Source organism: Streptomyces sp. NPDC054813, assembly GCF_053611365.1.
On the sequence record NZ_JBSHAF010000018.1, the window covers coordinates 137,814 to 163,187 of the forward strand.

19 protein-coding genes and 1 pseudogene are annotated in these 25,374 nt (G+C 70.7%); 8 read left to right on the forward strand and 12 right to left on the reverse strand.

Going from position 1 to position 25,374, the window contains the following annotated elements:
- Positions 1-5: 5 nt before the first annotated feature.
- From asnB to ACWGJB_RS32220, 10 genes and pseudogenes are all read right to left on the reverse strand, one after another.
- Entirely contained in the window at positions 6-1,940 is a 1,935-nt protein-coding gene (asnB, locus tag ACWGJB_RS32175; protein ID WP_453383562.1) for an asparagine synthase (glutamine-hydrolyzing), read from the reverse strand.
- A gap of 3 nt (positions 1,941-1,943) precedes the next feature.
- On the reverse strand, positions 1,944-3,464 hold the full coding sequence (locus ACWGJB_RS32180; RefSeq protein ID WP_453383563.1) for a Wzz/FepE/Etk N-terminal domain-containing protein: 1,521 nt from the start codon (positions 3,462-3,464) through the stop codon (positions 1,944-1,946).
- A complete protein-coding gene (locus tag ACWGJB_RS32185) occupies positions 3,461-4,831 on the reverse strand; it encodes a Wzz/FepE/Etk N-terminal domain-containing protein (protein WP_453383564.1) in 1,371 nt (456 codons plus the stop codon). Before ACWGJB_RS32185 ends, ACWGJB_RS32180 begins: the two co-directional genes overlap by 4 nt.
- On the reverse strand, positions 4,828-6,093 hold the full coding sequence (locus tag ACWGJB_RS32190) for a glycosyltransferase family 4 protein (RefSeq protein ID WP_453383565.1): 1,266 nt from the start codon (positions 6,091-6,093) through the stop codon (positions 4,828-4,830). Before ACWGJB_RS32190 ends, ACWGJB_RS32185 begins: the two co-directional genes overlap by 4 nt.
- The gene (locus ACWGJB_RS32195; RefSeq protein WP_453383566.1) at positions 6,083-7,408 is read right to left on the reverse strand and encodes a nucleotide sugar dehydrogenase; all 1,326 of its coding nucleotides are present in this window, start codon (positions 7,406-7,408) and stop codon (positions 6,083-6,085) included. Before ACWGJB_RS32195 ends, ACWGJB_RS32190 begins: the two co-directional genes overlap by 11 nt.
- Before the next feature lie 82 nt (positions 7,409-7,490).
- Positions 7,491-8,969, reverse strand: a complete 1,479-nt coding sequence (locus ACWGJB_RS32200) for a sugar transferase (RefSeq protein WP_453383567.1) — start codon at positions 8,967-8,969, stop codon at positions 7,491-7,493.
- 953 nt (positions 8,970-9,922) lie between these two features.
- Positions 9,923-10,468, reverse strand: coding sequence for a TauD/TfdA dioxygenase family protein (locus ACWGJB_RS32205; RefSeq protein WP_453383568.1), 546 nt, complete (start codon positions 10,466-10,468; stop codon positions 9,923-9,925).
- Between the two features lie 25 nt (positions 10,469-10,493).
- A pseudogene (locus ACWGJB_RS32210) lies at positions 10,494-10,808 on the reverse strand (hypothetical protein); the annotation flags it as partial.
- Between the two features lie 490 nt (positions 10,809-11,298).
- Complete coding sequence (locus ACWGJB_RS32215) at positions 11,299-11,661, reverse strand: signal peptidase I (protein ID WP_453383569.1); 363 nt, start codon at positions 11,659-11,661, stop codon at positions 11,299-11,301.
- Positions 11,662-11,805: 144 nt separating this feature from the next.
- Complete coding sequence (locus ACWGJB_RS32220; protein WP_453383570.1) at positions 11,806-13,323, reverse strand: FG-GAP repeat protein; 1,518 nt, start codon at positions 13,321-13,323, stop codon at positions 11,806-11,808.
- A gap of 342 nt (positions 13,324-13,665) precedes the next feature.
- Here ACWGJB_RS32220 and ACWGJB_RS32225 point away from each other — a divergent pair, with 342 nt between their 5' ends.
- From ACWGJB_RS32225 to dhaK, 4 genes are all read left to right on the forward strand, one after another.
- Positions 13,666-14,526: a class II fructose-bisphosphate aldolase gene (locus ACWGJB_RS32225; RefSeq protein WP_453383571.1), complete on the forward strand. Its 861-nt coding sequence runs from the start codon at positions 13,666-13,668 to the stop codon at positions 14,524-14,526.
- Between the two features lie 2 nt (positions 14,527-14,528).
- Positions 14,529-15,392, forward strand: coding sequence for an HAD-IA family hydrolase (locus tag ACWGJB_RS32230; RefSeq protein ID WP_453383572.1), 864 nt, complete (start codon positions 14,529-14,531; stop codon positions 15,390-15,392).
- 22 nt (positions 15,393-15,414) lie between these two features.
- Positions 15,415-16,071, forward strand: a complete 657-nt coding sequence (gene dhaL, locus ACWGJB_RS32235) for a dihydroxyacetone kinase subunit DhaL (RefSeq protein ID WP_453383573.1) — start codon at positions 15,415-15,417, stop codon at positions 16,069-16,071.
- A gap of 74 nt (positions 16,072-16,145) precedes the next feature.
- A complete protein-coding gene (gene dhaK / locus ACWGJB_RS32240; protein ID WP_453383574.1) occupies positions 16,146-17,141 on the forward strand; it encodes a dihydroxyacetone kinase subunit DhaK in 996 nt (331 codons plus the stop codon).
- A 70-nt stretch (positions 17,142-17,211) separates the two neighbouring features.
- Here the strand turns inward: dhaK and ACWGJB_RS32245 are convergent, their stop codons facing one another.
- Positions 17,212-18,180, reverse strand: coding sequence for a D-2-hydroxyacid dehydrogenase family protein (locus ACWGJB_RS32245; protein WP_453383636.1), 969 nt, complete (start codon positions 18,178-18,180; stop codon positions 17,212-17,214).
- Between the two features lie 534 nt (positions 18,181-18,714).
- On the opposite strand from ACWGJB_RS32245, the gene ACWGJB_RS32250 reads away from it, so the two are divergent.
- Complete coding sequence (locus tag ACWGJB_RS32250; RefSeq protein WP_453383575.1) at positions 18,715-19,179, forward strand: hypothetical protein; 465 nt, start codon at positions 18,715-18,717, stop codon at positions 19,177-19,179.
- A gap of 64 nt (positions 19,180-19,243) precedes the next feature.
- Here the strand turns inward: ACWGJB_RS32250 and ACWGJB_RS32255 are convergent, their stop codons facing one another.
- Positions 19,244-21,457: an MMPL family transporter gene (locus ACWGJB_RS32255; RefSeq protein ID WP_453383576.1), complete on the reverse strand. Its 2,214-nt coding sequence runs from the start codon at positions 21,455-21,457 to the stop codon at positions 19,244-19,246.
- A 96-nt stretch (positions 21,458-21,553) separates the two neighbouring features.
- On the opposite strand from ACWGJB_RS32255, the gene ACWGJB_RS32260 reads away from it, so the two are divergent.
- From ACWGJB_RS32260 to ACWGJB_RS32270, 3 genes are all read left to right on the forward strand, one after another.
- On the forward strand, positions 21,554-22,150 hold the full coding sequence (locus ACWGJB_RS32260) for a TetR/AcrR family transcriptional regulator (protein ID WP_453383577.1): 597 nt from the start codon (positions 21,554-21,556) through the stop codon (positions 22,148-22,150).
- A gap of 300 nt (positions 22,151-22,450) precedes the next feature.
- Complete coding sequence (locus tag ACWGJB_RS32265) at positions 22,451-23,980, forward strand: glutamate decarboxylase (RefSeq protein WP_453383578.1); 1,530 nt, start codon at positions 22,451-22,453, stop codon at positions 23,978-23,980.
- Between the two features lie 166 nt (positions 23,981-24,146).
- The gene (locus tag ACWGJB_RS32270; RefSeq protein ID WP_453383579.1) at positions 24,147-25,253 is read left to right on the forward strand and encodes an NAD(P)/FAD-dependent oxidoreductase; all 1,107 of its coding nucleotides are present in this window, start codon (positions 24,147-24,149) and stop codon (positions 25,251-25,253) included.
- Positions 25,254-25,374 lie beyond the last annotated feature (121 nt).

The following is a 25,374-nucleotide window of genomic DNA, read 5'->3' on the forward strand; positions in this document are numbered from 1 at the left end:
GATTCCTAAGCCGTCAACCGAGTGCTCTGGCCGGACCCGGAGGTCGCGTCGCGATACCAGTACTCGAGGGTCAGTACGTGCCACAGATGTTTGGAGAAGTCCCGCTGCCCGGCGGCGTCCTCGGCGACCATGCGCGCCAGCGCTTCGCGGCGCAGGAACCCGGAATTGACCAGCACACCGTCGTCGACCACCTCGCGCACCAGCGGTGCCAGATCCCGGCTCATCCAGGCCCGCAGCGGGGCGCTGAACAGGCCCTTGGGCCGGTACACGATCTCCCGGGGCAGGATCGAGGTGGCCGCCTCCTTGAGGACGGCCTTGCCCTGCCGTCCGACGATCTTGCGATCGCCGGGCACCGCGAACGCCGCCTTGACGACCTCGACGTCCACGTACGGCACGCGTACCTCGGTCGAGGCGGCCATGCTGGAACGGTCCGTGTAGGTGAGGTTCAGGCCCGGCAGGAACATCCGGGCGTCGGTGAGGCACATGCGGTTGACGAAGTCGTCGAGGTCGTTGTCCTGGTAGACGTCCGCGTGCTCGGTCAGCACGTCCTGGACCGTCCCGGCCAGGTCCGGGTCGAGAAGGGCGAGCAACTCGTCCTGGTCGTACATGGTGTAGCTGCGCCGGAAGGCGGTCTCCTCCGGCAGATCGGCGAAGGAGAGGAACCGCTTCGCGAACCGCACCGACCGGTACCCCCGGCGGGCCGTGGCGACGGGGAGCCGGTCCACGGCCGCGGACACCCCGCGCCGCAGGGGCCGCGGGACGCGCTGGTAGCGCAGCGCGATCAGGTTGGCCAGGTGCTTGCGGTACCCGGCGAACAGCTCGTCCGCGCCCATCCCCGAGAGCATCACCTTCACCCCAGCCTCTCGTGCGGCCATGCAGATCAGGTAGGTGTTGATCGCGGCGGGGTCGCCGATCGGCTCGTCCAGGTGGTACGTCATCTGCGGCAGCAGGTCGAGCACGTTCGGCGCGATCTCGATCTCGTGCAGGTCGACGCCGAACCGCTCGGCCACCTGCCGGGCATAGCGCAGGTCGTCCGGCATCGCCTCGAACTTGGCGTCCTCGGCGCGGAACCCGATCGTGTAGGCGGAGATCCCCGGCTGGTGGCGGGCCGCCAGCGCGGTCAGGTAGCTGGAGTCGAGGCCGCCGGAGAGGAAGGTCGCCACGGGTACGTCGGAGAGCAGGTGACGCCGGGTCGACTCCTCGACGATGGCGGCCAGGTCCGGCTGTTCGCCGGCCCGGGCCCGTTCCTGGCCCTCGGCGGCGACGTCCTTCAGGTTCCAGAACCGGCCGCGCTCCACCCGGCCGTCGGGCCGGCACCTCAGCCAGCTCCCCGGCGGCAGCTTCTCCGCTTCGCGGAACGCGCACCGTGAGTCCGGCACCCAGTAGTACAGCAGCGAGGCCACCAGCGCCGCCTGGTCCACCTCCAGCGGCCGGCCGGTCGCGACGGCGAGCGCCTTGAGCTCGGAGGCGAACACCAGGCCCCCACCGCGCCGGAGCAGGAACAGCGGCTTGATGCCCAGCTGGTCGCGGGCGAGCACCAGGTCACCGGTGCGCTCGTCGAAGATGCCGAACGCGAACATGCCGCGCAGCCGGGGCAGACAGTCCGTGCCCCAGCGCCGCCAGGCCTCCAGGAGTACCTCGGTGTCGGAGGTACCGCGGAAGCGCACCCCGGTGGCTGCCAGCTCGGCACGCAGCTCGGGGGCGTTGTACAGCTCGCCGTTGTACGTCAGGACGAGGCCGTCCGAGACCATCGGCTGGGCGCCGGTGTCGGACAGGTCGATGATGGCCAGCCGGCGGTGCCCGAGATGCACTTCGCCGTCACGGACGGGGTGGCTGTACCGGCCCGCCCCGTCCGGACCGCGGTGGGCGAGGGTGTCGGTGAGCCGGTCGGTCACGACCTTTCCGTCCGGCCATCGGTAGGTGCCTGCGATGCCACACATGTCCTACCGCACCCCCTGGTCGTTGTCCGGGCCCCGGGCGGCCCACACCGGCTGCCGCTCCGTCCGCCGCCGGCCCGTCCCCGCCTGCCGGGCCGGCCGCTCGCTCCGGCCGCGCAGCGCGGTCTGCAGCCCGTCCCACAGGGTGCCGTCGGTCCGGTCACGCGGATCGGGGTCGATCAGCACCACGCCGATCACCGGAATGCGCTGGTCCGCGAGCTGTCGCGCCACGGTGTGCAGCCATGCGGCGCTCCCGTGTCCGGCACGCACCACGAGCACGGTCCGGGTGCCGAGGTACTGGAGGTCGGTCCACGCCGTCCCGGGTGCCACCGAGCCGAGGCCGATCCGGCGCTCCTCAGGCGACACGGTCGCGGCACGCTCGCCGCTGACCACGGTCGGGTCTCCTGGCTTCTGTCGGCGGCCTGCGAGCTGCGGGCTGGGCAGACCGTCGATGACGGTCACCGGTCCCTCCGCCGCCATGGTCCTGGCAAGGTCCAGGGCGAGCACGCTCGTGCTGCGCGCACAGCCCAGTTCCAGCAGCGACACCGGTTCCGTGGAGCCGCGTGTGGTGCGGGCCAGGGTCGCGGTGAGCCGTTCGCGGGTCAACCGGGTGCGGCGGCGCTGCCAGGGCCTGCCCTTCCGGCGGGGCAGCTCCGCGATGACCGAGGCGCCCAGGTTCGCCGCGATGTCCCGGCGCAGCACGGGGCGGTCCGCCACCACCGTGCCGACCGCGGCCAGCGCGAGGCCGAGGACGAGTCCGAGGACCAGCCCGATCGCGGCGTCGGTGACCAGGGCCTTGGGCAGGGAGTGTCGCAGCGCGCGCGGGGTGTCCACGATCTGTGTGCCGGCGACGACCTGGGGTGTGCCGGTCCGCGCGTCCGCGGCCCGCTCGTCGAAATCGGAGATGCGCGAGTCGAGTTCGGCGCGGCGGGCGAAGAGCGACTCGAGGCTCGCCGACGCTTTCGGGTCGCTGTCCGCCGATTGGCTTCCGATCTCCTTGTTGACCTGGGCGAGCTCGTCCCGCATGCGGTCACGCTGGTCGAGCAGGGCCTGGGCTTCGGCCTGCGCGGTTTTCTCCATCCGCTGCACATGGTCCGCGACGAACGCGTCGGCCAGCGCCTTGGCGCGGGCCACCGCCTGGGCGTCGCTGTCGCCTGTCACGGAGATCTGCAGCAGGTTGTTGGTCAGCCCGGTGCCTCGGTAGTCCCGCATGAAGTCCTCGGGTCTCTCCGGGGACTTGAGGGACTGCAGGGCCTTGCCGGCGATCTGTGTGGTCTGCAGCAGCTGGACGTCGGTGCGGATCAGGGTTCCGGTGTCGTTCGGCTGGTCCTCCGCGTGCGCCACCAGCACTTCGGTCACCGCGGTCGGCGACGGCGGCATCAGGACCGCCAGCGCGGCGCCGGCCAGCAGGCCGAGGAGCGCCATGGCGTACCAGAGGCGGCGGCGCCTGCGCACCGCCACCACCAGCGCCTGCAGGTCGAGAAGCGGAGTGGCGGCCGACGACTCCGCAGTCGTGCCAGTCGTCACGCTGAACCTCCCGTTGCAGGGCCGCGCACCGCGAGCGCGAGAGTGGCGTCGTCCGGAGGAGGGCCGGCAGACCGCGTCTCACGGGCGCGGACCGTGTCGGCGACGACGATGCCGAGGACCTCGTGCCTGCCGTCCGCACATGCCTCGGCGATCCCGGCGAGCTCCTCCGAGGTCCAGCTGCCCGGGCTGAGGACGACCAGGGCACCGGACTCGGTGTCGCGGTCCGGGACGATCGGCCGGTCGGCCGAAACCTCCACCACCCGCAGCTGCGGATCGCCCTTGGCCTCGGCGACGAGCTGTCCGGCGGCCCGGCGGGCGATCTCGTCGCCGCCCGGTACGACCACCAGCAGCCGCCGGGGGGCGGGCAGTTGGTCCCGGAGGCGAGCGCACACCCGTCGGTAACGGATCCGTCGGCCGGCCTCGTCGTCGGACCGCTGCGGGGTCGGCAGATCCCACGGGGTGCCGACGCCGAGGAGTCGGCGGATCCAGCCCGGTCGGCCACTGCCGTCCGGCCGGTGCGCGCCGCGCCGTTCACCGGGCACGTCGACGGTGCCCAGCAGCGTCGAGCCCAGCGCCGCGGCGATCTCCGGTTCGGTGCGCAGTCGGCGGTTCATCCGTGCGGCGGCCAGATGGCCGATGACCGCGAGCAGGAAGAACAGCAGCGCTCCTGCGACGATGAGCTGGATCCTGGTCGGCGGCGCCTCGCCGGTCGGCCGGGCCGCCGGCCCCATGACGACCATGCCGGCCTTGTTGGTCGCCGGGTCGGCCTCGTCCAGCTTCGTCATGGCCTCCTCCAGCGAGGTGCTCAGCTTCTCCAGCTCTGTCCGGGCCTGCACGCCCTCCACGGTCTGCCCCGGATCGGCCGCGTCGGCCAGGTCGGTGATGCGGCGGTTGGTCTCCTCGACCTGCTTCCGCAGCGCCTCGGACTCCGTGGCAGCCGCGGAATCGGTACCGCCGCCCACGATCCGCGCGGCGAACTTGACGAACTGCTGGGCGACTTGGTCGGACAGCTGCTGCGCGCGCTTCGGGGTGTCGGCCGTACCCGAGATCTTGATGATGTTCCCGTCGGCGGCCGCGGCGGTCACGCGATCGCGCAGCTCGGCACCGCTGACGCCCTTCCAGCCGAGCGAGGCGGCCGCACGGTCGCCCACCGTCGAACTGGTCGCAACGTCGACCTGGGTCAGCAGCTCGCGCTCTTCCCACTGCCCCGGCAGCAGGACCGACGCCGACGTCGTGTACCGCGGCGGAAACACCACCGAGGCGCCGTAGCCGACGAGCGCGCCCACGACGGCGAAGACGGCGAGAAGCCGCCAGCGCCGACGGAATACCCGCCCGATGGTGACCAGACGTATCGATTCCTCGCTCAACTGCGCTGCCTCTTCCCTGTTCGAACCGGATCGGCCGCCGGCACCGGGGGGTGGTCACGGCAGGCGGCGGCGTAGGCGGCGAGCAGCGACGCTTGCGAGTTCTGCCAGGAGAGCGGCCCGCTGACCCGCTCCTGGCCGATCTTGCCCATCCGGGCCCGCTTCTCCGGATCGTCCAGGAGCAGCGCGATGAGCTCGGCGAACTCGGCCTCGTCGTTGGCAGGCGCGTAGACGGCGGCCTCTCCGGCGGAGACGCGCGCCTCCTTCAGGTCGAACGAGACGATCGGCCGGCCCATCGCCATGTACTCGAGGACCTTGTTCATGGTCGACACGTCGTTGAGCGGATTGCGCGGGTCGGGGGAAAGGCAGACGTCCGCGGTCGACAGGTAGCGCACCAGTTCGTCGTCCGGGATGCGCCCGGTGAACTGGACCTGGTCACCGAGCCCGAGCCGCCGGGACAGCTCCACCATCGCGTCGAAGGCGTCGCCGGAGCCGACGAACACCGCGTGCCAGTCGGTCCGCCCGAGCCCGTCGCGGAGCTTCGCAAGGGCCCGCAAGGCGTAGTCGACGCCGTCCTGAGGGCCCATGACGCCGAGGTAGCACAGCAGATGAGGCTTGCCGCGCTTCAACTCCGGCTCCGGTGGCACCGGTTGGAACCGGTCGATCGCGGGTGCGCTGCGCACCACGAAGACGTCCTCCGGCCGCCGGCCGCCACGGCGCACCGCGACGTCCCGGTAGCTCTCGTTCGTGGCGAGGACGACGTCCGCGGCCCGGTAGGTCCGCCGTTCCAGTGCGCACACGGCGCGGTAGAGCAGATCCTCACCGCGGCCGAACCGGGAGAGGTACAGCTCGGGTACCAGGTCGTGCTGGTCGAAGACGAACCGTGCACCGCGCCGCTTCAGCCACCGTGCCGGCAGGAACAACAGGTCGGGCGGGTTGCATGCATGGACCACGTCGACCGGGCCGACCTTGCGGGCCAGCCGGGCCGTGTGCCACAACGCCGATCCGTACTCCTTCAGGTAGCCGGCCGGCCCTCCGGTGGCCGCGCGCAACGGGTAGCGGTGGATCCGCACCCCGTCGATCTCCACCTCCGGCTCCGTGTCTCGTTTGCTCCCCTGCGGACAGATGACGTGCACCGTCCAGCCCGCGTCGCGCAGCGTCGTGCACTCCTGCCACACCCGCCGGTCGAAGGGCACCGACAGGTTCTCCACCAGGATCAGCGCGCGCCGGCCGGAACCGTCGCCGCTGATTGCGTTACCAAGCAAGGCCCATGTACCCCGGTTCGGTCCGGCGCGTCTCGGCGTCGGGAAGGCGGATGAGGTCGACGATCACCGGTCCTTCGCCATGGGGCAGCGCCGAGAGCACGGCCGGGTCCCTGGTCCCGACCAGGCACACCTCGGCGTGTTCGAGCACCTCGTCGACGGAGTCCGCGAGCAGCTGCGCGAGGTGCGGCAGCCGGCTCTCGATGTACTCGCGGTTCGCGCCGAGCAGCCGGGAGAGGCTCACGTTGGCGTCGTAGATCTTGATGTCGTAACCCTTGCCGAAGAGCCTCTCCGCCAGCTCGACGAGCGGGCTTTCGCGGAGGTCGTCGGTGCCGGGTTTGAAGGACAGCCCGAACAGGCCCACCCGGCGCCTGCCGGTGCGCTCGACCAGGTCCACCGCGCGCTGCAGATGGTCGGAGTTGGAGGTCAGCACGTGGGCGAGGATGGGGACCGAGACGTCGGCCCGCTGTGCCGCGTGGACCAGGCTGCGCAGGTCCTTGGGCAGGCAGGAGCCGCCGAAGGCGAAGCCGGGCCGCAGGTAGGCGGGGCTGATGTTCAGTTTGCGGTCGGCCAGGAACACGTCCATCACCTGGTGCGAGTCCACCCCGAGCGCCTGGCACACCGCGCCCAGCTCGTTCGCGAAGCCGATCTTGAGGCCGTGGAACGCGTTGTCCGCGTACTTGATCGCCTCGGCCGTCGGGACCGGCACCCGGAACACCTCGCCGGGCAGGCCGTCGTACAGCGTCATCACCGTGTCGCCGCTTGCCGGGTCGAGCTCGCCGATGACGGTCTTGGGCGGGTCGAAGAAGTCCCGCACGCTCGTGCCCTCGCGCAGGAACTCCGGGTTGACCGCGACCCCGAAGTCCACCCCGGCCGTGCCGCCGACGTTCTTCTCCAGGATCGGTACCAGCAGGTTCAGGCAGGTGCCCGGCAGCATGGTGCTGCGGAACACGACGGTGTGCCGGCCCCCCTGCTTGGCCCCCTCGGCCAGCGCGGCGCCGATCTGCTCGGTGACCCGTTCCAAGTACGTGGTGCACAGGCTGCCGTTGGGCTCCGACGGCGTACCCACGCAGACCAGTGACACCTCGCTGCCCGTGATCGCCTCGCGGACGTCGCAGGTGGCGCGCAACGCCCCGGTCCGCACGACCTCGGCGATGAGCTCGCCGATACGTTCCTCCACCACCGGGGCCTTGCCGTCGTTGACCAGGTCGACCTTCACCTGGTTCACGTCCACCCCGATGACCTCGTGACCCATGCCGGCCAGGCACGCGGCTGATACGCAGCCCACGTAGCCGAGCCCGAAAACGCTGACTCTCATGACCCGTCTCTCCCCCCAGGCAGGCCCTTGTGGCCTGCGGTCCGCGCGTCGTCGGGACCCTTGAGTCGCAGCCCCCCGCGCATCAGTAGGCCCCCTGCCCATGGAGCACCGCACGCATCGTCTTCCACAAGATCACCGTGTCGAGGGCGAGCGACCAGTCCTCCACGTACCGCAGGTCGAGGCGGACCGCCTCCTCCCACGGCAGGTCGCTGCGTCCGCTGATCTGCCACAGGCCGGTGAGTCCGGGCTTGACCAGCAGCCGCCGCCGGATGTCCGGACCGTACTCGGCGCACTCCTCCGGCAACGGAGGCCGCGGCCCGACGAGCGACATCGATCCGGTGAGCACGTTGAAAAGCTGCGGGAGTTCGTCGACCGAGTACCGGCGCAGCACTGCTCCCACCCGGGTCACCCGCGGATCCCGGCGGAGCTTGAAGAGCAGTCCCGCGCCCTCGTTGCGGTCGGCCAGCTCGGCACGTGCCCGGTGCGCCCCGACGGCCATGGTGCGGAATTTGAGAATCGTGAACTCCCGGCCGTTCTTGCCGACCCTGCGCTGGCGGTAGAAGGCCCCGCCCCGGCTGTCCACCAGCACGAGCAGTGCGGCGAACGCCATCAGCGGCGCGAACAGCATCAGCAGGACCGCCGCGCCCACCCGGTCGACGACCTCCTTGATGGCCCGGCGGCCCCCGGAGAAGGTCGGCAGGCTGACCCGCAGCAGCGGGATCCCGAGCACCGCGTCGACGTGCAGCCGCGGACCGGCCACCTCCATCAGTACCGGGGCCACGACCATCTCGGCATCGCTGCCCTCGAGGTTCCAGGCCAGTCGCTGCAAGCGTTCCGGTGTCCAGTGCGGATCCGGTGTGACCGCGACGACACGGTAGCCGTCGTGGCGGACGTGCTTGGCGACGTCCGACAGCCGGCCGACGACCGGCACTCCGTCCATTTCGTCACCGTCGAGCCCGCGACCGTCCGCCGTGCACACCGCCTCCACCCGCCAGCCGATGTGCGGGTACTTGCGGGTTCGGGTGATCAGGTCGCACACGGTGGCCGGGCTTCCGGCAGCGAGCACCGGTCTCAGGCACCGCCCTTCCTTCCGCCGTTTGTGCAGACAGAGGCGGAGCAGATACCGCGCGGTCATGGTGACGAGCGCGATCGCGGGGATCGCGACGAAGATCCAGAGCTTGATGTTGCGCGAGGTGAGGGCGATCCCGCCGAGCGCGAGTACGACGGTCGCCGCGAACAGTGAGCGTCCGAGCCGGCGGAATTCCTCGGCACCCTGGCCGAGCACGGCCGGAGCCCACGACCGGCCCACCGCGAGCGCCGACAGCACCAGCAGCTCGGTGCCGAATGCGAGAATCCCCCACTTCTCGTGCCAGTTGGCCGCGTCCCGAGCCCCGAAGAATTCGCCGATCCCCGCCACCACGAAGGCGGTGGCCACGGTATCGCTGATGATCACGGTACGGCGGTATCGCTGCTCCCACTCGATCGCCGGCCTGCTGATTGACCCGCCCGCCAGACGCCCGCGCGCCGACGGAAAAGGGCCGACTAGTCCCCCCTGCCGCACAGAAACCCCCCGGTCCCCAGTGGTTCGACATGGTGCCCTGACACGGTTCCTACCGTCGGGAGGCCCCCTCCCCCCGCACGCTTCCGCCCCCGAAGAGCCCCCCGGCTCCCCGCGCTGCGCCGTTCCTCCCGCGGGTGGCCCCCGCCCCCCGCACGTGACATCCCGGCTACTTCAGCGCTACTTGAACAACCCGCCCTTGCCGCAGCGGACTTGCATGCCGTGCCAGGCTCCCGAGGTGCGCGGGAGCCGGTCGAAACCTCGGGTGCTCCCCGCACCCGAAGCCCCTCTCGGGCCCCAGGAGTTGATCACCCCCACGTCTGGCGCCGGACACGCGGCCACTGACCGTCTGTATCGACCGGCCCATAGATCATCATTTGTCGCCTCGTGTCCCAGCATGCGAAGCACGGTCAATCTAGACCATCAAGGCCCGTCTGAAGAGAGGGCCGTGTGGAATTTGTGCTCAAGATTTGAAGCCGGGTCAACGAACAGACAGCCGCCCATGGGCGCCTCGGCGACGGAAGACATGCCGTGTGACCTTGGACGACGCGAGTTCTCCGAGCTGTCGGCACCGGCAACACCCCGGGGCGTTGCGGCCCTGCCAACTCGGCTGCGCTCAGCGCCTGTTCGGCGGATTTCCGTCGGTGAGGACGGGGTGGCGGTTGCGAGGCGGGCGGTCGACGGCGTGTGTGAACGGATCTTCACAACTCTGCTCACGTGAGCAGACACCGAGGGCGACCTCGACCGGATCGTGGCCGTCGACTCCGCGATCGCGCGCTCACCGGCACGCCGCCCGCGAGTCTTCGCCGGTACGGGAGCGCAACAGGTGGACGTCAGGAGTCATTTTCGACGATCCGGGCCACGATCGGACCAGGAACCCCTGGTCTCGTACTCGCCGAACAGGCTGGGCTTCTTCAAGGCGCGCAAGAAGAGGCGCCTGACCTGGGTTTTACCGGTCAGGCGCCTTCCGCTGGGCCCGTTCGGACCAGAGTGTGGTGCAGGCCTGGCACGACGCCGCCTCTGGTCGCGCCGTCAGCCCTTGACGGGGCCGCCGTTGATGGCGACGCGCTGGCCGTGGCGGGCGTAGGGGTGCGCATGGCCGGCGAGAGCATGTCGTAGGCGAGGTGCATGTTGGCGAAGAGGGTGTCGCCGCCGCAGCCGGGCTCGGGGATCTCGGTGATGTAGAGCATCGATCCCAGCGGCGGTTCGGCGTCGGCGGTGCCGTCGGCGTGCCACCCGTCGCCCGCCACGTCCGCCGCGGCCGACGTCGTGCGGATCTCCAGGATGTAGGGATCGCCCTCGGGCGGCGGCGGGTTGACGGGACGCAGCTCACCGAAGGCGGCGGCGAAACGCCTGTGGTCCTCGGCGATGATCGTCTGATCGCGGAAGACGAGGACGTGGTGATCGCGGAACGCGGTACGTATCTCGTCGAGTTGCTCCGCCGGGATCTCCTGCGACAGGTCGACGCCTTCCGTGCGCCTCCACGTAGCCGAGGTCTGCACCGGTGCGTCCGGCGCGGGCCAGGGCGGTCCGGATCACCTCGCGCTGCCCGGCCAGGGACGGCGCGGTGTAACTCATCTTCGCCGCACCGTCGTTGTCGATCGCGGGCCTCGTGCCGGGCCGCGAGCAGGTGCAGCGCCCGGATGAACAGGTCCCGGTCCAGCGGCCCCGGATGTCGAAGGGCATCGGCTCGTTGTAGGCGGCGCTGGCGTCTCCGTCCATGCGCGCCATGACCCACGGTCGCTCCTGCGCCAGCGACAGGGGCGCGGGAGATGTTCCTTTGTCCGAGTGATGGGTGACTGTGCTTCGTGGGGAAGACATGGGTATGCCCGGCATGGCCATTTTCGAGCGATTCGGAGCGGTCAATTCCCTTGCGGAGCCGATGAACGAAAAGTGCGGCGACCCACGCCGCGTCTCGGCTCGATATCCTCACGGGTTCGGCGGCGCTTCGCGGGGGCTTGCGGGTATCGCCTTTCCTTTGCCAGAACTCCATAGAACTGCGTCAGATGCATGCGGAGGAGTGGCTGAGAAAGTGTCCGTATTTTTCCGGCCACCCCTGCGGTGGCTCATTTCCGCCGATATTAAATCGATACCGATCTAGACGGTCAACAGCGACCCGCGCCACACTCTTTCGGCGGCGCGGGACACCGCGTCCGGCCGGCGGGCGACATTAAGGGCCGGCCCGAAAATAGCCGACCACAATACGCCATTGCTAAAAAATTTGGGTCCCCTCAATGCCCGAACAGGCGTCAGCCCTCGGTTTCGCAAACGTTTGTGCAGAAGTGAGGCTTTTCGCTGTGCGGTGTGACGCACGTGAGGCTCTGCAGGCCACCTATGGTGCGGCGTATCCGGACACAGAAGGCCAGCGCAGGGTCAGGACCACGGAGTCGTCCTCGGCGGCCCAGGAGTGATCCACTCCCTGGCCCCAGACGACGTAGTCGCCTTGCTCCTCCAGCAGCACGCTACGACCGCGGAACTCCACACGGAAGCGGCCGGTGATGAGAACCAGGAGAGCTGTCCGCACCTCGCCCTTCACCCACTGGACCCGTCGCTCACCACGTGGGTGGACACCCCATTTGACCTCGACGGCGTCGCTGTGGCGAGGATCGCCGTGCTCCTTGAAGTGCCCGAGCAGCCATCCCCGGTCCACCGTCGCGTCCTTGCCCGCATTGCCCACGTACACGCCGTCTTCCATGCGCCCGAACGCTAGCAGCCGGCACCGGCTCCCCGACGTCGTGGCGATGTGGACAAGGCAGCCTCCCGGAAACGCGACGCGGGAGGCCCCCTCATCACAAGGCTGTTGGCCCGAGCACGGTGTCGAATCGAGCTTCGGCCACCGCTACGGGGCCAAGGTCTCCCCGAAACGGGCGTCGGGCACGGGGGCGCTCAGGTTGCCGCCGTTGAAGGACCAGGATCCGCTGCCGGCGGGGCCGTTGCTCGTGCCGGGGAAGACCCAGGCGGCGCCGTCGTCGGTGTCCTCGCCGGGCGCGGAGGCGATCAGCTCGGCCTTGCCGTCCTTGTTGGCGTCGATGAGCCGAAGGGCGCCGCCGAACCAGTCGCCGGCCTCGTTGTCCCCGGGAACGGACGGCGTGCTCTGGCTGTAGCTGACGAGGCCTCGCGGGGTGAGTCCGTGGGTGGTACCGCGCACCACCCACGCCGTGCCCGGGTCGGTGAGGCTGTTGATGTCGTTCGCCGGCGCGCCGATCGCCGCGTCGGCGTAGCCGTCGCCGTTCACGTCCGCCACGGTGACCGCACCGCCGAAGCGGTCACCCGTCTTGTCGTCGCCGGAGGCGCCGATGCTCGTCTGGTCGAAGTGCTGGTCGGCGTCCGGACCACTCAGGCCGCCGGGCCCGCCGAGGAAGACGTCGACGGTGCCGCCGTCGACCAGGACGTCGTTGAGGTCGTCACTGTCGGCCGGGGAACCGAAGACCACGTCGGTGTAGCCGTCGTTGTTGATGTCGCCGGAGTCGCCGACCGGGCCGCCGCGCAGCCCGCGGCCGTACGTCAGCCCGTTGGGGCCGCCGGGAAGGTAGCTGGCCGCACCGAACGTCTCGACGGGGTTCACCGTTTCGTAGACGGTGAAGGTGCCGAGCAGGACCACGTCGTCGGAGCCGCTCTTGTCGTAGTCACCGGAGGTGAGGCCGGTGGGGGTGAAGTCCTCCGCCCATTTCCAGTCCATGGCAGTGGCCTGGAAGGTGTGTGTGCCGCCGGTGCCGGCCTCGAAGTCGTAGGTCTGCAGAGCCTTGCCGGTCAGGAGGGCGAGTTCGGTGCGGGTGCCGTGGAAGCGGCCGGTGGCCAGGCCCAGTCCGAAGTGTCCGCGCACCGACGGTGCGCTGTCCTGCAACAGAATAGCGCCGGTGGCCTGCAGCCCGTTCGCGGAGCCCCACAGCACGACCGCCGCCCCGGCGTCGGTGGTGGTCCCGATGTCCCTGCCGGGCATGCCGACGACGAGATCGGCGTAGCCGTCGCCGTCCAGGTCTCCGGAAGCGGTGGTCCGTCCGAAACCGTCGTCGGTCTGGGCGAGACCCGGTATGCCGGGAGTGCTCAGGCTGAACGTCGCCCGGCGGGAGGTGGACAGGCCGCTCGCGGACCCGTAGAGCACGGCGACGTAGCCGGCACCCTTCTGGGCACTGACGGTGCCGCCGGGGGCGGAGATCACGGCATCGGGGTAGCCGTCGCCGTTGAAGTCGTCATGGGCCGCCGCCACGGCCGCGGGAGCCGCGGGCGCCGGAGTGGCCGTCGCGGTGATCGTGGCGCCGATGGTCAGTAGTACGGTCGCCGCGGCCGGCCCGGACAGCAGGCTCGCTCGGCCGCGGATGGTTCTGGACGTTCTCGTGGTGGAACGCGTACTGCGCACTTCGTGGCTCCTCAGATCTCGGCATGGCCGGTCGGGATAAGAGTCGCGGGGGTACGGCGAGGGCCCGTGGCCCACCGCCGCGATGTTGGACCGGAGACCGGGCCCAAAGGTTGTGCCCTGCCATGCCCGACCTGGAAGACCGGATGCACCTCGGCTCGGTCCCGTCAAGGCCGTCCCGGGTCCACCGGCCGGAGAGAACGAGATGCCGGCGTGGGGCCTGACGTAGGGGCGCTTCGGCGGCTCAGGGGCGTGCTCGCCGGGGCCTGCCGCGCAGGCCAAAAGTGGCGGCGGGTGAGGGGCTGACGTGGAATGGGAGAGCGGGGGCGAAGACGTGGAGGCGTCGTGGGTGTGACACCGCTGACCGAGATCCTCGCCAAGCCTTTCGAGGAGCGCTACGCCGTACCGGCCATCAACGTGTTCAACGACCTCACGCTGGAGGCCGTGCTGGCGGCCGCGGTGGAGAACGCGTCGCCGCTCATCGTGCAGACCTCGGTGAAGACGGTCAGGTCCATCGGCAGCGACGTGCTCCATGCCATGTGGAGCTCGATGACCGCCGGCATCGAGGTGCCCGTGACCCTGCACCTGGATCACTGTCCGGAGCGCGAGGTCATCACCGAGTGCCTGCGGCAGGGATGGAACTCGGTGCTCTTCGACGCCTCCAAGCTGCCGGTCGAGGAGAACATGAGGCAGACCGTCGAGGTCGTCGCGGAGGCTCGTACGTTCGGCGCCGCGGTCGAGGGCGAGATCGAGTCGATCACCGGTGTGGAGGACGGGGTCGGCAGCGACACCGCCGCTGAGCAGCAGGACCTCGCGGTCGCGCTGGAGTTCCTGAGGACCACGCAGGTCGATGTCTTCGCACCGGCGATCGGCAACGCGCACGGGTCGTACAAGCAGGCGCCGGTGCTCGACGCGCAGCGCGTGTCCGACATCGTGGCGGCCTACCCCGTGCCCATCGCCCTGCACGGCGGCAGCGGGCTCTCCGACGAGCAGTTCCGCGACCTGATCTCCCGGGGGTGCGCGAAGGTCAACATCTCCACCGCCCTCAAGGAGACGTACATGAAGTCGAACCTGGCCTTCCTGCGGACGGCGGAGGAGCGGCAGAAGTGGGATCCGCCGTCGCTCTTCCGGGACGTCCGCCAGGACGTCATCGACTTGGCCGGTTCGCTGATGAGGCTCTTCGGCAGCGCCGGGCAGGCGAGGTAGCCGTGCCCGCGCTCGTCTTCGACTGCGACGGCGTTCTCGCCGACACCGAACGCGACGGGCATCTGCCCGCATTCAACAGGACGTTCGAGGAGTTCGGCCTGCCGGTGCGGTGGAGCGACGAGGAGTACGCGGAGAAGGTGAGGATCGGCGGCGGCAAGGAGCGCATGCGCACGCTGCTGACCCCGGACTTCGTCGCCGCCGCCGGTCTGCCCTCCGATCCGGCCGCACTCGACGAGCAGGTCGCGGCCTGGCACCGGCGCAAAACGGAGATCTACACGGCCATCATCGGCGGCGGGAGCATTCCGCCCCGGCCCGGCGTGCGGCGGGTCGCCACGGCGGCACATGAGGCCGGGTGGACGCTCGCGGTCGCCTCCACCTCCGCGGAGGCATCCGTCCGCAGCGTGCTCGAACTCGCCATGGGTCCGGAACTGACCCCTCACTTCGGCGTTTTCGCCGGGGACGTGGTCCAGCGGAAGAAGCCGGCCCCGGACATCTACGCATGCGTCCTGGACCGGCTCGACCTGGATCCCGCGACCGTCGTCGTGATCGAGGACAGCCGCAACGGGCTGCTGGCCGCGCTCGGCGCCGGGCTCGCCTGCGCGGTCACGACCAGCGCCTACACGGGCCAGGAGGACTTCACCGGGGCCTCCTTGGTGGTCACCTCGCTGGGCGATCCGCCGCCGGAGGAGGTCGTCAGCCGCGTGCTGAGTGATCCGCTCGGTGTCCGCCCGGGGCCCTGGGTGGTGCTCGCGGACCTCGCCGCCCTGCTCGGCACCGGTGGCGACGCGGACACCGCCCCAGCGGATCCGCCCGTCGACGGCCCGCCGGCCCCCGGGCCACCCGGTACCCGTCCCCGACCGCACTGACGTCGCGGCAGTCAGGAGAGTCATGCCATCGTCATCGACGCCCGACGACGACCTCGCCTTCGTCGTCCGGACCCTGGCCCGGACCGCGGTGGACAACGAGAGGTCCTTCAGTGACCTCGACGCCGTCGCGGGAGACGGGGACTTCGGATACTCGCTCGCCCGCGGTTTCGAGATCGTGCTCGCCGACTGGGACTCCCTCGTCTCGGAGACGCCGGCCGAACTCCTGAAGAAGGTCGCTCTGGTGATCTCCAAGCGGGTGGGCGGCACTTCGGGGCCGCTCTGGGGCACCGCCTTCCTGCGGGCCGCCGGGGCCGTGAAGGACCGCCCGGAGCTGAACGCCGCCGACGCGGTGGCCATGCTGCGGGCCGCCGCCGAGGGAATCAAGGCGCGGGGCAAGTCCGACGTCGGTGACAAGACGCTGCTCGACGCGCTGATACCGATGACCGACGCCCTGGAGCGGCGACTGGCCGACGGGGAACCGGCGGCCGGCGGTGCGGAGCTGGCCGCCCTGGCCGCCACGACCGCCCGTGCCGCGGCCGACGCGACGGCACCCATGCAGGCCCGACGCGGCCGCCAGAGCTACACCGGTGAGCGCAGCATCGGCTCGCCGGATCCGGGTGCGGTGGCGGTCGCGGTCATGGCGGAGCGCATCGCCGCCGAGTGGGACGCACGCGACTGACCGCGGGCACCGGACCCGGGCGCCCGGACCGCCGCCCGGCACCCGGGACCGGCAGGACCAGGAGGAGTTACGGCATGAAGAAGTTCGTCAACGACCCGAAGGACTACGTCGCGGAGATGCTGGAGGGACTGGCCCTGGCCAACCCCGGCACCCTGAAGTACGTGCCCGAGTACAACCTGATCATGCGTGCCGATGCCCCGCAGGAGAACAAGGTCTCGATCGTGCAGGGCTCCGGATCCGGTCACGAGCCGGCGCACGTGATGACCGTCGGCAAGGGGATGCTCGACGCCGCCTGTCCGGGCGACGTGTTCGCCGCGCCGCCCGCCGACTTCGTCTACGAGACGGTCAAGCTGGTCGCCACCCCGAAGGGTGTGCTGCTGCTGGTCAACAACTACACCGGGGACCGCATGGCGTTCGAGATGGCCGAGGAGCTGTCCCAGGCCGACGGGGTGACCGTCCGTACCCTCTTCATCGACGACGACGTGGCCGTACAGGACTCGACGTACACCGTCGGCCGGCGCGGGGTGGCCGGCAACTTCTTCGTGATGAAGGCCGTCGGTGCGGCGGCCGAGCGGGGTGCGGACCTCGACGAGGTGTACCGGATCGGGGAGAAGGTCAACTCCGTCACCCGCACCATGGGCATGGCGCTCACCGCCTGCACACCGCCCGCGAAGGGCTCACCGCTGTTCGAACTGCCCGACGACTCCGTCGAGATGGGCGTCGGCATCCACGGCGAACCGGGCCGCAGGCGCGAGAAGCTGCAGCCGGCGGACGCGATGGTGCGCGAGCTGGTCAGCGCGGTCGTGGACGACCTGCCGTTCTCCTCCGGTGACCGCGTCGCACTGATGGTCAACGGCCTCGGCGGCACCCCGATCGGCGAGCTGTACCTGGTGTACGGCCTGGCCCACAAACAGCTGGCCGAGCTCGGCATCGAGGTCGGGCGCAGTTACGTGGGCGAGTACTGCACCTCGCTCGACATGGCCGGCGCATCCGTCACCCTTGTCCGGCTGGACGACGAGATCTTCGATCTGCTCACCGACCCCGCCGAGATCCCGATCCGGGTCTTCTGAACTCGTGCGGGCGACGACTGCGCCCACGACCTGAACCGGACCCACCGTGACCCGTCCGGCGCCTGCACGGTCACGCCGACGCCGTCAGCTGCCGGACGGGGGTACCGGCGAGGAAGGCGGTGATGTCCTCCACCACCTGCGAGTAGAAGGTGCGGTAGTTGCTCTCGCTGACGTAACCCAGGTGCGGTGTGGCGAGTACGTTCGGCAGGGAACGCAGGGGGTCGTCGGCGGGCAGCGGCTCGGTTTCGAACACGTCGAGCCCCGCCCCGGCGATCCAGTTCCCGCGCAGCGCGCGCAGCAGCGCCGGCCGGTCGACGATGGCGGCGCGCGAGGTGTTGACCAGGTAGGCGTGCGGCCGCATGGCGCGCAGCTCCGCCTCGCCGAGCAGGCCGCGAGTCCGCTCGGACAGCACGAGATGGACGGAGACGAAGTCGCTGCGGCCGAGCAGGTCCTGCTTGCTCCGGGCGAGTTGCGCTCCCGCGTCGACGGCGCGCTCGGCGGTGAGGTGCTCGCTCCAGGCGAGGACCTCCATGCCGAAGGCGGTGGCCACCCGTGCGACCCGCGTACCGATCTTGCCGAGTCCGAGCAGGCCCAGGGTCCGGCCGTGGAGATCCTGGCCCACGGTGGACTGCCAGGGGCCGCCTTCGCGCAGCGACCGGTTCTCGGCCGTGATGTTCCGGGCCAGGCCGAGGAGCAGGGCCCAGGTCAGTTCGACGGGCGGGGTGGGACTGCTGGCCGTACCGCAGACCGTCACTCCACGGGCCGCCGCGGCCGCCAGGTCGATGGAGGCATTGCGCATGCCGGTCGTCACCAGCAGACGCAGCCGGGGCAGCCGGTGCAGGAGGCCGGCGTCGAATGGGGTGCGTTCACGCATGATCACGACGATCTCGCAGTCCGTGAGTTCGGCGACGAGCCGGTCCCGGTCGGCGATGTGCTCGCGGACCGTCCGTACCTCGACACGGCCGTCGAGGGGGCTCCAGTCCGCCAGGGCGAGAGCGGCGCCCTGGTAGTCGTCCAGTACGGCACAGCGAAGGGTCATGCGGACGTTCTGCCTTTCCTGCAGGTACACCGCCAGGAACAGGGTGTCGCCCGCGAGCACGGCGGGGCCGAACCGGCGGGCGGGGTTGGCGACTCCACCGTAGAGCGTGCCGAAGGCGATGATCTGCGCGGCAATCAGGGTACCCACCGCCCACGGGGTGAACGGACCGAGCCGCCGGCCGGTCGGCCCCCGTCATGGCGGCCCGGGAGAAGTCCCGGCAACACCTGGCGAAGTCCTGGGAATTCCTGGGAACGCCTGGGAACGCCTGGGAACGCCTGGGAACGAACGGGGAGGCTCTTGGAAGTTGTTGGCTACCACTGTCATGCTGCAGCCGTGGGAGCTGAGCGCCGTACGGCGACGCGGCGACGAACACATGCGATCTACACCGGTATGCGGGTGTCATGGACCATGGGCTGACCACGTCGGCGCGAGCGCCGTGGCGGCCTCCTCGCCGAAGCGGTCCGAAACGCCCCTCACGGTCCGAGAGCCGCTCGGCTCACCCCGTGCCCGGACAGAGCTGGAGAGACGCAGCCCATGGCCGACGAACCGCCGTTCATCGACGAGCACACCGTGTTCGTGAAGGCCTCCTCCGCCGTCGTGTGGCAGGCACTCGTGACGGTGTACGGCGGCCGTGGGTCCGTACGTCCGTCCGGGATGGAGGTGTACGGGCACCTGGTGGGCGCCGAACCACGGCGGTGCTCCGGGGAGCCGCTCGCCGAGGGTTCGACGCTGCCCGGCTTCGAGGTGGCGGAGTCGGCGCCCGGGCGTCTGGTCCGGTTCACCGGGCGGCACCGGTTCTCGCGGTACGCGCTGGTCCTGGCCCTGGCGGAACGGGACGGCGGGACGGTGCTCGGTGCGCGCACGTACGCGGAGTTCCCGGGGCCGGCGGGCTGGGTCTACCGGCAGCTCGTCATCGCGTCCGGTGCGCACGCCGCCCTGATGACCCGTCAGCTCCATGCCGTACGGCGTCGGGCCGAGACGTCCGGGCCGACTCGGTGAACTCCCCTTGTCGGGCGGGCGGGTTGCCATGCTTGCGCAGGGGTGCGGACCCTCGGAGTTCGGGTCAGCTCGCGGCCACCTCGTGCTCCTTGCGCTCGGGTTCCACCCGTGCGTGGCGCGGCAGCTTCGCGCCCTCGATGTCCACGTCGGGCATGATGCGGTCGACCCAACCGGGCAGGCCCCAGGCGCGGCGGCCGAGCAGGGCCATCACCGCCGGTACGAGCGTCATGCGGACCACGAACGCGTCGACCAGGACGCCGAACGCCAGGGCGAAGCCGATGGACTTGATGATCGGGTCGTGGTTGAAGACGAACCCGCCGAAGACCGCGACCATGATGAGGGCGGCGGCACTCACCACCCGGCCGCTGCGGGCCACGCCCTGGGTGACCGCCTCGGCGGCGTCCCCCGTGTGCTCGTGGTGCTCCCGCATGCGGCTGACCAGGAACACCTCGTAGTCCATGGCCAGTCCGAAGAGCACGCCTATGAGCAGGACCGGCAGGAAGCTGGTCACCGGGCCGGCCGAGGGGATGTCGAGGACGCCGTTGAGGTGGCCCTCCTGGAAGACCCACACGGTGGCGCCCAGGGAGGCGGCGACCGACAGCAGGAAACCGAGGGCGGCCTTGACGGGGACGAGCAGGGACCGGAAGGCGATGGTCAGCAGGAGCAGCGCCAGGATCACGATGATGGCGACGAACAGCGGGAGCGCGGCGGACAGTTTGCCCGCCACGTCTATCGCGGCGGCCGTCGTACCCGCGATGTAGAGAGTGCCGCCCGCCTTGCCGACGGTGGACGCGTTCTCGCGCAGCCGGTGCACCAGATCGGTGGTCGCCTGGGCGTCCGGACCGGTCTTGGGGACCACGGCGACGACGGCGAGGGTCGAGTCGGCGTTGGTGACCGCCGGGGCGACGACGGCCACCCCGCGGTCACCGGCGAGGGTCTTGCTGAGCGACTTCACGGTGGACGTGCGGTCGGCGGCCGGGATTGCGTTCATGTCGACCACGGCGGTCAGCGTGGCGTTGAAGCCGGGCCCGAAGCCCTCCGTCAGCAGGTCGTAGCTCTTGTGCTGGGTGCTGTCCACGGGCTGCGAGGCGTTGCTGGGCAGGCCGAGGCGCAGATCGCGGGCGGGCACGGCGAGTGCCAGCAGCCCGACGGTACCGGCCAGGAGGACGAGCAGGGGCTTGCGGGTGACCGCGCGGCCCCAGGCCAGACCCCAGGAACCGGGGATGCGCTGCCGCCCCGGGCGGCCGTCGGCGGGCTCGGTCCGCCGCGCGCGGGGACGCAGCCGTTCGCCGAACAGGCTCAGGACGGCGGGTACCAGGCTGACGGCGACGAGTACGGCGAGCAGCACCGTGGCCGCCGCGGCCAGGCCCATGACGGTCAGGAACGGGATGCCGGTGACCGCGAGAGCGGCCAGCGCGATGATCACCGTCGCCCCCGCGAAGACGACCGCGCCGCCGGCCGTGGCCACGGCGCGCGCGATCGAGTCCGTCACCTCCTGGTCGGGGTCGGCGAGTTGCTCGCGGTGGCGGGAGATGATGAACAGCGCGTAGTCGATGCCCACGGCCAGCCCGATCATCAGGGCGAGCACGGTGGCGGTGCTGGTCATCTCCACCCACCGGGAGACGAACTGCACGCCGAGGACACCGATGGCCACGCCCACGAGGGCGGTCAGCAGCGGCAGTCCGGCGGCGACGAGCGAGCCGAGTGCCAGGGCCAGTACGGCGAAGGCGACCACGACGCCGACCACCTCGGCCGGTCCGCCGACCTCGGTCTTGGCGTCCATCGCCGAGCCGCCGAACTCGACGGTGAGACCGGCGTGGCGGGCCTGGGCCATCGCGTGGTCCAGGGCGTCCTTGGATGTCTGCGGCACGTCACTGGCCTGCTGGCGGAAACGGACGTCGGCGTAGCCGATGCGCAGGTCCGCGGCGACCGTCCTGGCCTTGAGCGGGTCCGAGACGTCCAGGACGCCGGGCACCCGTGCCGCCTTCTTCAGGCTCGCATCCAGGGCCGCCTCGGTCCCGGGCGCGGTGAGCCGCCCGCCCTCTGGGGCCGCGAAGACCACCCGGGCCACGCCGCCCGAGGCCTGCGGGAACTCCTTCTTCAGCAGCTCCTGGGCCTGCTGCGACTCGATCCCGGGCACCGAGAACTCGGTGGTCGCCTTGCCGTGCAGGGTGATTCCGAGACCACCGACGGCGGCGAGCAGAAGCACCCAGACCGCGATGACCCCGCCGCGACGGCGTACTGCCCATCGCCCCCAGGTGTACAGGCGTGACGCCATGTTTCCCTTCCCTCTCACTCGATCACTCGGCCAGTGACAACGTACGGCATTTTTACAGTGGACTGTAAATACGCGTCCGATGGTAAAGTGCCGGTCATGATGAGCGAGGGTCTGCGAGAGCGTTCCAAGGCACGCCGCCGGGAGGCGATCCTCAGGTCGGCCTACCGGCTGTTCGCCGATCGCGGCTTCGAGGCGACGACGATCGCCGACATCGCCGAGGCGGCGGAGGTCTCACCGCGCACGGTCACGCTGTACTTCCCCTCCAAGCTGGAGCTGGCCACCTCGCGGTTCGACGCGTTCACCGACCGGCTCGGCGCGGCGCTGCGGGAGCGCGCGGAGGGGCACACGATCGTGGACTCGCTGGAACGCTGGCTGCGGGCCGAGGCCGCCGACCACAGCGAGCTTGACGATCTCTACGACCGCATGCTCGATCTCAACCCGCAGGTCAAGGCCGTCGCCAACACCCACCTGACGGAGGTCATCCAGGAGGGCACCCGCATCCTCGCCGAGGAGCGGGGGGACGCGCCGGACGACTTCGGACCGCGCATGGCTGCCGCCGCGGCGGCAGCCGTCGTCTGCGAGGTGATGTGCCACGCCCCGCAGGAGCGCGACATCGAGACGGCGATGTCCTTCCTGCGCGCCGGCCTCACCGCCCTCCCCGCACCCCGACGGGTCACCGACCCGAGCGCCTGAACGCCGACACGGCGCGAACGACCCGCCGGGTCATCCCGAGCCAGGGACCGGCCACGTCGTGCGACGGAGCGGTCCGAAGCGGGCGGTCGGCCGTGCCGTGGCCGCGTCCCGGTGCCGGGACCGCCGTTCGGCCTGTCGGGGCACGCTGCCGACCCGGCCAGTATGTGGATGGGAAAATCCAGTTCATCAGTCCGCAAATCGATCACTGGATCGGTGTAATCGGCACAGATGCCGGACCGAAAAGCGATCTAGCTTCGGAGTGCACGGGGCCGTACGGACCAGAAAGGCATCGAGGCACTCATGCCCATCCCGCATACCGACGTCATGACCGCACCCGAGTTCGACACCCTGACCGCTTCACCCGAACCCGAACCCGAACCTGAACCCGAAACCACCCGCCCCCCCGCCGACCACCGGCTCCCGCCCGTCAACCGCCTCCTCGGGCTCGGTGACCGCCCGCTCCCGTCCGCCGACCAGCAACTCCCGCCCGTCGACCACCTGCTCCTGCCCGTCGACCACCTGCTCCTGCCGGTCGACGAACTGCCCGCGAACGCGTCCTCGCCGGACCTGGTCGGGCGCCGAGTGCGCGACGAGCTCATGCTCGACGGCAACGCACGGCTCAACCTCGCCACCTTCGTGACCACGTGGATGGAGCCGCAGGCACGGCAGTTGATGGCGGAGACCGCGGAGAAGAACCTCGCGGACCGCGCGGAGTACCCGCAGATCACCGCCATGGAGGAGCGCTGCGTTCGGATGCTCGCCCGGCTCTGGCACGCGCCGTACCCGGAGCAGGTCCGCGGCTGCTCCACCACCGGTTCGAGCGAGGCGGCCATGCTCGGCGGCCTCGCGCTCAAGCGCCGCTGGCAGGACCGCCGGCGGGCCCAGGGCAAGGACACCGCGCGCCCGAACATCGTGATGGGCGCGAACGTCCAGGTGTGCTGGAAGAAGTTCGCCAACTACTTCGAGGTGGAGCCGCGTTACGTCCCGATGGAACCGGGCCGCTACCACCTCACGCCGGACACGCTCACCGCCTACTGCGACGACAACACGATCGGTGTCGTCACCGTCCTCGGGTCCACCTTCGACGGCTCCTACGAGCCCGTCTCGGACATCTGCCTGGCCCTGGACGGATACCAGGCCGCCACCGGCACCGACATCCCCGTCCATGTCGACGGCGCGTCCGGCGCCATGGTGGCCCCCTTCCTCGACCCGGGACTGCTCTGGGACTTCCAGCTCGAACGCGTCGCCTCCATCAACACCTCGGGGCACAAGTACGGGCACGTCTTCCCCGGACTGGGCTGGGCCCTGTGGCGCAACGCCGAGGCCCTCCCCGACGACCTGGTCTTCGAGGTCGACTACCTCGGCGGCCGCTCCCCCAGCTTCACCCTCAACTTCTCCCGCCCGGGCGCGCACGTCGTCGCGCAGTACTACAGCTTCCTGCGGTACGGCTTCGAGGGGCTGCGCAACCTGGCGGCCCAGAACCGTACGACGGCCCGTGCCCTGGCCATGCGCATCCAGGGCATCCCGCCCTACGAACTGGTCACCGACGGCTCCGAACTGCCCGCCTTCGCCTTCCGCCTGGCGCCCGGCACCGAGGGCCTGACCGTCTTCGACGTCTCCCAGGCAATGCGCGCCCGCGGCTGGCACCTGCCCGCGTACACCTTCCCCGCGCCCTGCCAGGACGTCTCCGTGCTGCGTCTCGTCGTACGCACCGGGTTCACGGCCGAACTCGCGGGCATGTTCATCGCCGACCTGACCGAGGTCACCCGCCGGCTGCACGGCGGCCGCCCGGCACCCGCGCCGCCGCTGACCGTGCCGGCCGCCCCCTGACGGCGGTTCCAGACGGCGGTTCCTGACGGCGGGCGGACGCCGCCGGACAGCCGGACCGCACCGGTCGCGGGCGTCTTTACAGCACTCTCACAGAACCCACCCTGCACTTGATGTTTCAACTGTTAGGCTCGCGGCCATCCCCCCCACCTGCCTCAGGAGAATCACTGTGCGGGACGGCAACGTAGTGGTGATCGGCGGCGGTTACGCGGGCATACGACTGGCGAAAAAGCTGGACACGGCAGCACATGTCACGCTCGTGGACCGCAAGGAGGTCTTCTTCCACCGCATCGCCTCCCTGCGCGCGGGTGTGCGCCCGGAGTGGACGGGCGCCCCGTTCATCCCGTACGACAGGCTGCTGGCCAACGGCCGTGTGGTGGTGGGCAAGGCGGTCCGTATCGACACCGTCGAACGCCGGGTCACCCTCGCCACGGGCGACCGGCTGCCGTACGACGTGCTGGTCGTCGCCACCGGCGCCGACTACCCCGAACCGGCCCGCTTCGTCGGCTCCACCCCCGACGAGGCCGCGAAGTCCTTCGCCGAACACCAGCACAACATCGCCGCCGCCGACCACATCCTGGTCGTCGGCGGCGGCCCCTCCGGTGTCGAGCTCAGCGCCGAGATCCGGCTGGCCCGGCCGGACGCCCGGGTCACCCTCGCGCACTCCGGGCAGGAGCTGCTGCACTCCACGGGCAGCGCACGCGCCGGCCGCAAGGCCCGGACCTGGCTGGCGACCCACGACGTTACGGTCCGGCTGAACGCCTTCATGTCCCCCGGCACCGACTTCGGCACCTACCGCGACGCCCACGGCGAGGTCCTCTCCGCCGACCTCTCCTTCTGGGCGACCGGCACCACCCCCAACACGCTCTGGCTGCGCCTGGCCGGGCACGGCGACTGGCTGACCGGGACGGGACACGTCAAGGTCGACCGGACGCTCCGGGTCGAGGGCAGGCCGGACGTGTTCGCGGTCGGTGACGTGAACGACGTCAGCGAGCTCAAGGTCACCCCGGCCGCGCTTGCCCAGGCCGAGGTCGCGGCCCACAACATCCTCTCCTACCTGCGCAGTTCGGGACGGCACAGCAAGAAGCCGCGCGCCTACCGGGCCGTCCGCCGCACCCCGCTGATCGTGCCCTTCGGCCCGGCCGACGGGGTGACCGTGCTGCCCGTGCCGCTCGGCGAGAGCGCGGTCCTCGGCACCCGGGCCACCGCCATGGCCAAGGCCAAGACACTGATGACCCCCTACATGAGACGCCAGCTGGGCTACCCCTCGGCCTGACCGCGCCCGGGCGTTGTATCCGCGCCGCCGCACCCGCCCCGCGCTCACCCTGTGGACCCCGGCGGAGGCGGCCGCCCTCCCGTGTCCGGGCGCCCCGGCGGCCGTCACGTGACACTTGAGG

Bases quoted from the DNA above. Each gene is read 5' to 3' on its own strand.
- dhaL (WP_453383573.1), top strand. From the start codon at position 15,415: ATGCCATCGTCATCGACGCCCGACGACGACCTCGCCTTCGTCGTCCGG.
- ACWGJB_RS32250 (WP_453383575.1), top strand. From the start codon at position 18,715: ATGGCCGACGAACCGCCGTTCATCGACGAGCACACCGTGTTCGTGAAG.
- ACWGJB_RS32255 (WP_453383576.1), bottom strand. From the start codon at position 21,457: ATGGCGTCACGCCTGTACACCTGGGGGCGATGGGCAGTACGCCGTCGC.
- ACWGJB_RS32260 (WP_453383577.1), top strand. From the start codon at position 21,554: ATGATGAGCGAGGGTCTGCGAGAGCGTTCCAAGGCACGCCGCCGGGAG.
- ACWGJB_RS32245 (WP_453383636.1), bottom strand. From the start codon at position 18,180: ATGACCCTTCGCTGTGCCGTACTGGACGACTACCAGGGCGCCGCTCTC.
- ACWGJB_RS32265 (WP_453383578.1), top strand. From the start codon at position 22,451: ATGCCCATCCCGCATACCGACGTCATGACCGCACCCGAGTTCGACACC.
- asnB (WP_453383562.1), bottom strand. From the start codon at position 1,940: ATGTGTGGCATCGCAGGCACCTACCGATGGCCGGACGGAAAGGTCGTG.
- ACWGJB_RS32215 (WP_453383569.1), bottom strand. From the start codon at position 11,661: ATGGAAGACGGCGTGTACGTGGGCAATGCGGGCAAGGACGCGACGGTG.
- dhaK (WP_453383574.1), top strand. From the start codon at position 16,146: ATGAAGAAGTTCGTCAACGACCCGAAGGACTACGTCGCGGAGATGCTG.
- ACWGJB_RS32195 (WP_453383566.1), bottom strand. From the start codon at position 7,408: ATGAGAGTCAGCGTTTTCGGGCTCGGCTACGTGGGCTGCGTATCAGCC.